The organism is Myxococcus sp. CA039A (genome assembly GCF_013336645.1).
Classification (GTDB): Bacteria; Myxococcota; Myxococcia; order Myxococcales; family Myxococcaceae; genus Myxococcus; species Myxococcus llanfairpwllgwyngyllgogerychwyrndrobwllllantysiliogogogochensis.
Genome location: NZ_JABUMQ010000399.1, coordinates 1 through 8,977, shown reverse-complemented (window position 1 = coordinate 8,977; position 8,977 = coordinate 1). Strand labels below are relative to the sequence as shown.

Annotated in this window: 7 protein-coding genes; 4 read left to right on the top strand and 3 right to left on the bottom strand. The window is 67.5% G+C overall.

Going from position 1 to position 8,977, the window contains the following annotated elements; translation table 11 throughout:
• The 3 genes from HR086_RS41280 to HR086_RS41270 all read left to right on the top strand — a co-directional run.
• Positions 1–358 (top strand): hypothetical protein (locus tag HR086_RS41280; protein ID WP_217442155.1); only part of this gene is annotated, 358 nt, incomplete at its 5' end.
• Entirely contained in the window at positions 355–1,620 is a 1,266-nt protein-coding gene (locus tag HR086_RS41275) for an MFS transporter (RefSeq protein ID WP_174461781.1), read from the top strand. The genes HR086_RS41280 and HR086_RS41275, both read left to right, overlap by 4 nt.
• A gap of 4 nt (positions 1,621–1,624) precedes the next feature.
• Positions 1,625–4,231, top strand: coding sequence for a pitrilysin family protein (locus HR086_RS41270; RefSeq protein ID WP_174468362.1), 2,607 nt, complete (start codon positions 1,625–1,627; stop codon positions 4,229–4,231).
• A gap of 30 nt (positions 4,232–4,261) precedes the next feature.
• Here the strand turns inward: HR086_RS41270 and HR086_RS41265 are convergent, their stop codons facing one another.
• Positions 4,262–5,473 (bottom strand): hypothetical protein, encoded by a 1,212-nt coding sequence (locus HR086_RS41265; protein ID WP_174468361.1) that lies wholly within the window; start codon positions 5,471–5,473, stop codon positions 4,262–4,264.
• Positions 5,474–5,799: 326 nt separating this feature from the next.
• On the opposite strand from HR086_RS41265, the gene HR086_RS41260 reads away from it, so the two are divergent.
• Entirely contained in the window at positions 5,800–6,264 is a 465-nt protein-coding gene (locus tag HR086_RS41260) for a DoxX family membrane protein (RefSeq protein ID WP_174457230.1), read from the top strand.
• Between the two features lie 28 nt (positions 6,265–6,292).
• Here the strand turns inward: HR086_RS41260 and HR086_RS41255 are convergent, their stop codons facing one another.
• Positions 6,293–6,523 (bottom strand): SDR family oxidoreductase, encoded by a 231-nt coding sequence (locus HR086_RS41255; RefSeq protein WP_174457229.1) that lies wholly within the window; start codon positions 6,521–6,523, stop codon positions 6,293–6,295.
• 302 nt (positions 6,524–6,825) lie between these two features.
• Positions 6,826–8,977: M9 family metallopeptidase (locus HR086_RS41250; RefSeq protein ID WP_174468360.1), on the bottom strand; the 2,152-nt coding region annotated here is incomplete at its 5' end.

Genomic DNA, 8,977 nt, shown 5'->3' with positions numbered 1-8,977 from the left:
GTTCGGGACGAACGGAGGGCTGGGGGAGTTCATCTCCATGAACTCTCACATCAACGAACGTCATCCGGGCGTGCACCTGGGTTTTGGCCAGCACAACCAGAGCATCCATGTCCTGGACTACTACTCGCCCATCCACATGGACCTCATCTCCCCGGGAGGGCAGGTGTGGGTGGATGACGACCAGGTGCCGTTGGACCTGCTGAATCTCAAACCCTCGCAGGTGCCTCACCCCAAGCTGGTCTTCAACGAGGACATCGACGGGAACTGCTGCGGGTTGACCGGCGACGAGGAGATGCGGGAGGTGTGCCCGCTGCCGGATCGCCTGAAGGCCTCCACGCGGACCCAGCGGGCGGGATGAGCCCGGGCCCTCCGCCCGGTCTCTGGCGCAACGCCACCTTCCTGCGGCTGTGGGCGGCGCAGACCGTCACGTTGACGGGCTCGGCGGTGACCAAGGTGGCGCTGCCGCTCGTCGCGGTGACCATCCTGAACCTCACGCCCCAGCAGATGGGGTTGCTGATGGCCGTGGAGATTGCGCCGACCCTGCTGCTGCGGCTCCCCGCCGCGGCGTGGGCCGATGCGAGTTCGCGTCAGGTGCCCGTCCTGGTGGCGTGCAGCATGACGAGCAGCCTGCTCATCGCCTCCATTCCGTTGCTCTGGTGGATGGGCCTGTTGAGCTTCGGGTTGCTCCTGGGGATGGCTTTCTGTCTGACCTCGGTGAGCGCCATCGGCGGGATGTTCGCCGCGCCCATCCTCCCCGCTGTGGTGGGGGATGGGCAGTTGGTGGAGGCCAATGGCCGGTTCAGCGTGACGCGCAACCTGGCGGACGTCTCGGGGCGCAGCCTGGGGGGCCTGCTCGTCTCCGTGCTCTCGGCGCCCGTGGCGCTGCTCGTGGACGCGGCCTCCTTCGCGGTGGCCGCGCTGCTGACCGTGGCCGTGCGGGTCCCCCGCAAGCCGCAGCATGTCCCGGCGAGGAACACGGCGAGCCTGAAGGGGCTCACCCTGGGATTCTCGCTGCTGCTCCAGCGGCCCTTCCTGGGCCTGGGGCTCGTCATCGTCGGGTATCTCTGCCTGGCCAATGGCGTGGTCTCCGCGCTGCTGGTCCTCTTCATGTCCGGGGACCTGGGCATGTCGCCGTCGCTCATCGGCCCCATCGTCGGGGTGGGCTCCGTGGGGGGCATCGTCGCCAGCCTTCTCGTGGGGACCTTCCACCGGCGCCTGGGAGCGCAGTGGACCGTGGCGGTGGCCGTGGCCCTGCTCACTGGCTCGTTCGCGCTGCTGCCGCTGGCCCGGCCTGGGGCGCTGGGACTGGTGGCGTGCCTGAACTACGAGTTGATGGGCAGCTTCGGCGCCTCGCTCCTGCTCATCACGCTCTTCGCGGAGGTCCCCCGACAGGTGCCCTCCAACGCGCTCGCCCGGGTCATGGCCGTCATCAGCCTGATGCCCGAGGTCTCGACGATGCTGGGCGCGCTCCTGGGCGGAACGCTGGGGACGTCGCTGGGCATCCCCCGGGCCTTCGCGGTGAGCTTCGCCTTTGCCCTGCTATCGGGGACCGCGCTGGCGCTGGGGCTCGCGTGGCGCCGTCGCCTGTTGCTCAAGCGCCAGGCCATGGTGGGAGGTTAGGACCCTGACGGCTCAAACGTACACGCTGGACAATGGGCTCACCGTCGTCTTCGAGCGACGAGACACCGCACGCGCTGTCGCCTTCCAGGTCTGGGTCCGGGCCGGCAGCGCGGACGAGCGGCCCGACCAACTGGGCCTGGCCCACCTGCACGAGCACATGCTCTTCAAGGGGACATCGCGTCGGGCACCCGGGGATATCGCTCGCACGGTGGAGGCCCATGGTGGGCAGATCAACGCCTGGACGAGCTACGACCAGACCGTCTTCCATGTCGTCATCGCCAGTCGGTTCGCCCGGCTGGGACTGGACATCCTCGCGGACGCGGTGCGTGGCTCCTCGTTCGACGCGGGAGAGCTGGCGCGAGAAATCGAGGTGGTGTGCGAGGAGATCAAACGCAACGAGGACCTCCCCGCGCGGCGGGCCTCGCGACAGTTGTTCACCACCGCCTACCCCCAGCATCCCTATGGACGCCCCGTGATTGGCACGGCCGCGAGCGTGCGCGACTTCACCCGGGAGCGGGTGCTCGAGTTCTACGCGCGGCACTACACCCCGCGAAACCTGGTGCTCAGTCTCGCGGGCGACTTCGACGAGTCGCGGCTGCGCGAATGGGTGGACGAACTCCTTGGCGGTGACTGGGGGCAGCACCACTCGGGGCCGCTGCGGCGTCCCGCCGAGCCGGAGCGCACCGCGCCGCGGATATGTCTGCGAGAAGATGGCGCGAAGGAGGCATGGCTGCATCTGGGCTTCTCCATCCCGGACGTCGCGCATCCGGACGTGCCGGCGCTGGACGTGCTGGCGCTGCTGACGGGGCAGGGAGAGCGCTCGCGGGTCATCCGGGAATGCAAACGGAGACAGGGCCTCGTCAGGGCGCTGGAGTCCTCGTCCTATACGCCCTTGGACCCCGGGCTCTTCTCCCTCCGGTTCACGCTCGCGCCGAACCAGGTCGCGGAGGCGGTGGAGGAGGAGCTGCGGGTGCTGGCCCGGCTGCGCGCGGAGCCGGTGCCCGCCGAGGAGCTGGCGATGTTGCAGGCCCACTTCGAGGCGCGGGCCGTGCAACAGCGCGAGGAGGTGCAGGAGCTGGCGCGGCGGCTGGGCTATTACCAGTTCATGCTGGGCGGCCTGGAGGCGGAGGCGCGCTACCACGAGGCCATCGCTCGGCTCACCCCGGAGCGATTGCATGAGGTGGCGGAGCGCTACCTGCGCTTCGACCGGGCTGTCCTCACGGGGCTGCTCCCCCAGGGCTGCGACTTCTCCACCGAGAGGGCGGAGGTGATGTTGATGCACGCCGCGCACGACGGTGCGTCACGGGGGCGCGCGCCAGCCTCGGTGCGTGGAGGGCCAGCGCCGCTGCCTCGGCTCGTGAGGCGCAAGACGACCGAGACGGCTCAAGGGCTGGTGGAGTCGCGACTGCCTTCGGGGGCACGGGTGTTGGTGCTGGAGTCGCGCGCGGTGCCGCTCGTCGCGATGCGAGCCTGCTTCGCGGGCGGCGTGCGTTACGAGACCGCGGAGACCAACGGGCTCACCACGTTGCTTGGTCGCTGCCTCACGCGTGGCACGGCCACTCGCGATGCACAGGAGGTTGCGCGGCAGGTCACCGCCATGGCGGGCTCGCTCCAGGGGGCCCATGGGCGCAACCTGGTGGAGCTTCGCGGCGAGTTCCTGTCACGCCACTTCCAGCCCGCGTTTCGTCTCTTCGCGGACTGCCTGCGCGCCCCGCTGTTCTCCGAGGGTGAGGTGGCTCGCGAACGCGGGAACTTGTCCAGGGAGCTGGGCACTCGCGATGGCAAGCCCGAGGGCCGGGTGTTCGATGTCCTCGCGAGCACGCTCTACCGCACGCATCCCTACCGGTTGCCGGTGTCAGGGGAGAGCAGCGCGGTGGCGCGACTGGGCCCCGAGTCGCTGCGCGCCTGGCACGCGGCCTACATGAACCCCGCGCAGATGGTGCTGAGCGTGGTGGGGGACGTGCGCGCGGAGGAGGTGCTGGAGCGGGCGCATGAGCTGTTCGGCGACGCCTCGGGCGCGCTGGCCGCACCGCCCCCTGTGGCGCCGGAGCCGCTTCCGGAGTCGCCTCGCGAGCACAGGCAGGTGCTCGCGCGCTCCTTGACCCATCTGGCGCTGGGCTTCCAGGGGGCACGGGTGACCGATTCGTGGCGCCACGCCTTGAAGGTGCTCAGCACGCTGCTCGCGGGGCAGGGCGGGCGATTGTTCCGCGAGCTGCGTGACAAACGCGCCATGGCCTACAGCGTGAACAGCTACAGCATGGAAGGCGTGGACCCTGGCTACCTCGCCATCTACATGGGGACGAGCCCGGAGAAGGTGACAGCGGCGCTGGTGGCCATCCGCTCCGAGCTGGAGCGGGTGAGGGACGAACGGGTGAGCGAAGAGGAACTGGAGCGGGCGCGCCAGCACCTCATCGGCACGCATGAGCTGGGGCTGCAGCGCAACGCCGCTCGTGCGGCGATGCTGGCGATGGATGGGTGTCTCGGGGTCGGACAGGAGAACTTCCAGCACTACGCGCAGCGGGTCTCCGAGGTGACGGCCGACCACGTGCGTGACGTGGCCCGGCGGGTCATCGACTTCGAACGCAGCGCCCTGGCGGTCGTCGGTCCCTGACGGGGGAAGGCCCTCGCGGCTCCGTCTCCATCATTGTGTGAGCATGAGCAGCGTGGCGCCAGCTTCCACCCGCGCCCACGGCTGGACGTTCTGCTCCACCGTGGGAAAGGGGCGCCCCGGCTCGGCGACGAAGAGCACCTTGGGGAAGACATTCACCAGCGTCTCCTGACCCTTCCCATCTCCATCGGAGAAGAACACCGAGAACCAGGGCATATAGGTCATTGGATCGTAATAGGTGCGCTTCGCCGGCGGCGGCATGAACCAGTCCAGGGGCAGCTCCACCTCGATGGCCTCCGGGGAGGTCCACCGAATCGTCGGTGGTGGCGTGTCCTTTTTCTTGGGAGGCTTGAACCACGTGGTCACGGGCACCCCCAACGCGTTGCGCGCGACCCCCAGCTCCACCGGTCGATTCTCCATGCGCTTGGTGGTGCCCCACTCCGACCAGCGCAGCTCGAGGTGGTCCGCCGCGAGGATGGCCTTGGGACTGGCATCTGCGGCAACGACTGTCTTGTCATCCTTCAGCCGGACACTGACCCCCATCAGGTCGCCCCGGCGACGCAGGCTCACCGTCAGGTCCGCATCCTCGAGTCCCTTCCAGTTCTTCTGGCCCCAGGTGACCTTTCCCGGAGTCGGAAGCACCGTCGACTCCAGGCCCGTCACCACCTGCCCCGGGCCTTCCCACCGGGTCTCATTCCCCTCGGGGTCCTGTTCCTCCGAGGTCGGCGCCGTGTAGTTGTAGGTCTGGGCGCGCTGGGTCAGCAGGTCCATGCGGTTCGAACTGGAATATGTCGTCACGTGGCTCGCCACGAGCAACGGGCCATTCCGGTCGAAGCGCAGCGACACCGATGACGAACTTCTCATCCCGGTTCGTGGCAGCAGCAGGACCGGTTTGCCCGTGTTTGACGCTTCCGGGGTGGGGGACGGGCAGCCCAGTTCGACGTCCAATCCCACACCTGTGTTCATCGCGAAGCGCTCTCCGCTGGCCAGCCCCACCAGCGTGACCGGGGCTCCATCCCCGCGCCTCGTTTCGTCGCTTTTCACCAGGGAATAGCAGACCACCTCGTCCTCGCGCCCATCACCGTCGAGGTCCACCTGGTATCGCGTCAGGACCTTTGGCTGCTCCTCCTTCGCTCGCGCGTCGAACCAGCTCGAGAAGGCGGCAGGCGCAGGCTCGGCGCGTGCGGCGGCGGGTGGCACGGAGTGAAGGGTGACAAGCACGGGCAGCCACGGGGCGAAGGCCATGACCCCTCACTGAACCCCGGGAGATACATGCACGCAAGGGCAGACCTCGACGCGGAGCGAGTCCACTCCGAGGAGACGACGAGTCCCATCCCCTCTGCGCACGGAGCCCGAGCCGAAACTGGACGTGGCGCTCGCTCTCCATCGGCATCGGGGCGACAGTCACCAGGCCCCTTGTTATTCCGAGGACTTGCCGAGGGCACCTGGATGAAATCGCCGCCGTGTCGATCTCCCGGAAGGCCGTTCGTCGCGAGGGTAGAGGCAGCGCCCCCGGGGCGGTCCAGGAGCCTTGCCACCAAACCTGAAGTGACACCGAGGAGGACTACGCCATGGGAACGGGAACGACGCTGAACGCAGAGGTCACCGGAGCGGGCCAGGACACGAAGTCGTTTGCTCGCCACCTTCCAACCGTTGCGAGGGTCCTGTTGGGGCTCCTCTTCTTCGTCTTCGGGCTGAACGGCTTCCTGAACTTCATCCCGCCGCCTTCCGAGCCCATTCCCGAAGGCGCCATGGCGCTCAGCATCGCGCTCATGAAGTCGGGTTACATGATGCCGCTCATCAAGGGCACCGAGGTGCTCGTGGGCTTGCTGCTGCTGACGAACCGCTTCGTGCCGCTGGCGCTGGCCCTCCTCGCGCCCGTCGTCGTCAACATCGTCGCATTCCATGCCTTCCTCGCCCCGACCGGCATCGGGATGACCGTCGTCGTCCTGGCCCTCCACCTCTATCTGGCCTGGGCATACCGGGCGACCTACCGCTCCATGCTCGTCGCGCGGGCGGTGCCCGGCGCGAAGTGAGCGTTGCGGCGCGGGGAGCCACTCACCCCTATGCCGCGGAGACGCTGGTGTAACCACCATCCACGGTGAGCACGCTCCCCATCATGTAGCGAGAGGACTCCGAGGCGAGCAGCAACAGGGGCCCATCCAGCTCCTCGAAGTGGCCGGTGCGTCGCTGGGGGATGCGCTCCACCATGGTTGCGAAGTGCCTCCCCAGTCCGTGCGAGGCTCCCGTGATGAAACCCACCTTGCCCGCGATATCGAAGTGTCCCACTGCCATTCACTCCTCTTTCCAGACATCACGAGTCGGTTGAAGCCCGTGGGGGCTCGCGGTTCGTGTCCCGGTGTCTGCCATCAGAGGTTGAACGAATGGCACTGCCCCGCGCAAGGGAAGCCGCGGAGACAGTAGAGGTGGAAGGGTTTCACAATCAGGCCGCCGCACTGTTCCCTTCACGGCCTCGCTGTGGAGGATAAATCCTCGCGCACATTTCGCGCCTCGGTGACTGTCATCACCCCGGTGTGCTGACGGAGGAGGGACTCCCAGGTGGCTTCACGCCCACCCGGGAGTCTGCCCTTTCCTCGTCAGGGCGCCCTGTCGAAGTGGGCCTCCAACTTCACGTCTGCGTAGGCCGGGCGGGCCACGAGCATGAGGTAGTAATAGCCTCCGGTCGCGGGTGAGGCGATTTCCACCGACTCGTCATTGCCCGGAAGGTAGGGCCGGTAGTCGTACACCGTTGTCGTGGGCCACGTGCCGGCGCGGGCGTACAGGTCCGCGTTGCCGGTACCGCCGCTTGCCTTGAGGCGCAGGTTGCTCGCTCCGGGGGGCACATAGAGGTAGAAGTAGTGCACGCTGCCGGTGGAGGCGAGCGGGCCCCGATAGCAGCCGTTGTCCAGTCCCATGGGGTTGGAAGCCGTGCAGGGCGGGGTGGGGCCGGGTCCGGAGCCGGGTGGGATGCAGATGCTCGGGTCCGTGGCCGTCGCGACGCAGTCGATCCACTGGTGGAACTCCACGTCGTTCGCCGTGCCCAATGCGTCCAGGGACTGGCGATAGGTGCTGTAGTTGCCCGCGCGGAACTGGTCGACGAAGGTGTCCACCTGGTCTGAGTGGCGCTCGAACATGAAGCGCGTCGCCAGATAGCCCCACGAGTACACGCGGTCGGTGCTGCTGTTGTAGTCATTGCGCAGGATCTGGCTGAGCTGGAAGGTCTTGCCCCGGCCCAGGGCCACCGCGTTGGCGTTGTCGTTTTTCTTGGAGATGTACTCGGCCAGGCCCTCGATCCACCAGACGGTGGGCTGGCTGATGCTCGTGGTGAAGTCTCCCTTCATGTTGAAGCGGCCGTCCAGGTAGTGGATGTACTCGTGCCGCAGGTTCCAGATTTCAAAGGCGGGCCGCAGCCACTCCGCCTCGTAGGCGATGAAGCGGGCCTGATTGCCGGAGGCGGCGGGGTTTCCCTCCAGGTACATGCCGCCATTGTTGGTGTTGATGCCGAACAACACGCCGCCGTACGTCTGGTAGTCGAACCGACTGTCGAAGACGACCATCTCCAGGGACGTGTTGTTGTCGCTCGCCACGGGCACGCGGTGGGTCTTCAGCGTGTCGTGGAAGGAGGACTCCTGCGTGGCGACCTGGTCACAGCTCTGCGTGAGCTGTGGGGCCGTCATGTCCTGCACGCGCATGCGCAGCGTGGGGCCACACGTATGGGTGATGCCGAGCACCGTCTGCTCCAGCGTCCGCCGGAAGTCGCAGACACCGTAGTAGGCGCAGTTGGCTCCATCGTAGAACTCGACCATCTCCGCCGAGCCCACCCAGAGGCCCGCGGTGGGGCCCGTCATCGAGTGGTTGTCGATGACCGCCTTCACCAGGGGGCGCGTCTTGTTCTGGAGGGTTCCGGAGTGCTGGACGAAGCGAGCCATCTCTCGCGCCGCGTTGACGGTGAGGTACTGGTTGGACGTGGCCAGCAGGTGCTCGGTGCGGGTGATGAAGGAGTCGAGCGAGTCGATGAGGGACATGTCCGCCCGCACGGCCGCGACGAAGTCCGTGTTGAATTGCCCCCGGTAGATGCCGTTGAAGACGCTGTTGGTGGCGCCGCGCATGTATGTGGAGGCCACGGTGGTGTCATTGAAGCGGTCCAGCAGGCCCCGGAGGGTGCCCATGTGCCAGGCGGTCTCTCCCGCGCTGTCGATGAGGGTGACGAACTCCTGCAGCACCGCGCCGTGCGCGTCGTTGTTGTCCGTGAAGTGGCTGTTGGCGACGAAGGCCGCGAGCGCCGGGCGGATGGCGTTGCGCAGCGTGGTGCCGTAGCTGCCCACCGAGCCCGACTGGTAGAACTGCACGTAGTAGCCGGCGCGCAGGAACAGGATGAGCTGGAGCGTCTGGGCGGTGTTGTTGCCCACGTACTGTTGGGCGTTGACCGTGAGCGCATTGGCGACGGTGACCATCTTGCTCTCGGCGAAGACCTGGCCGGCCTGCGTTCCCGTGACACCGAACAGCGTGTTGAGACACTCCGCCGTGGAGCCCTTCACCAGCGTGACGAGCCCGGTGCCACTGGCCGATGCGAAGGCCGCCGTGTCACAGCCGACCAGCAGGGCCCGCGAAAGTGCGACAGGAATATGCTCCCGGTGCAGTTCCTCGGGGGAGACATCCGGCTCACGCTGGTCGGGCCGGATGCGTTGATGGGTGTGTTCCAGCCCGTGGGACTTCCAGGAAGACTCGGCGGGCGGGGGACTCCTCGGG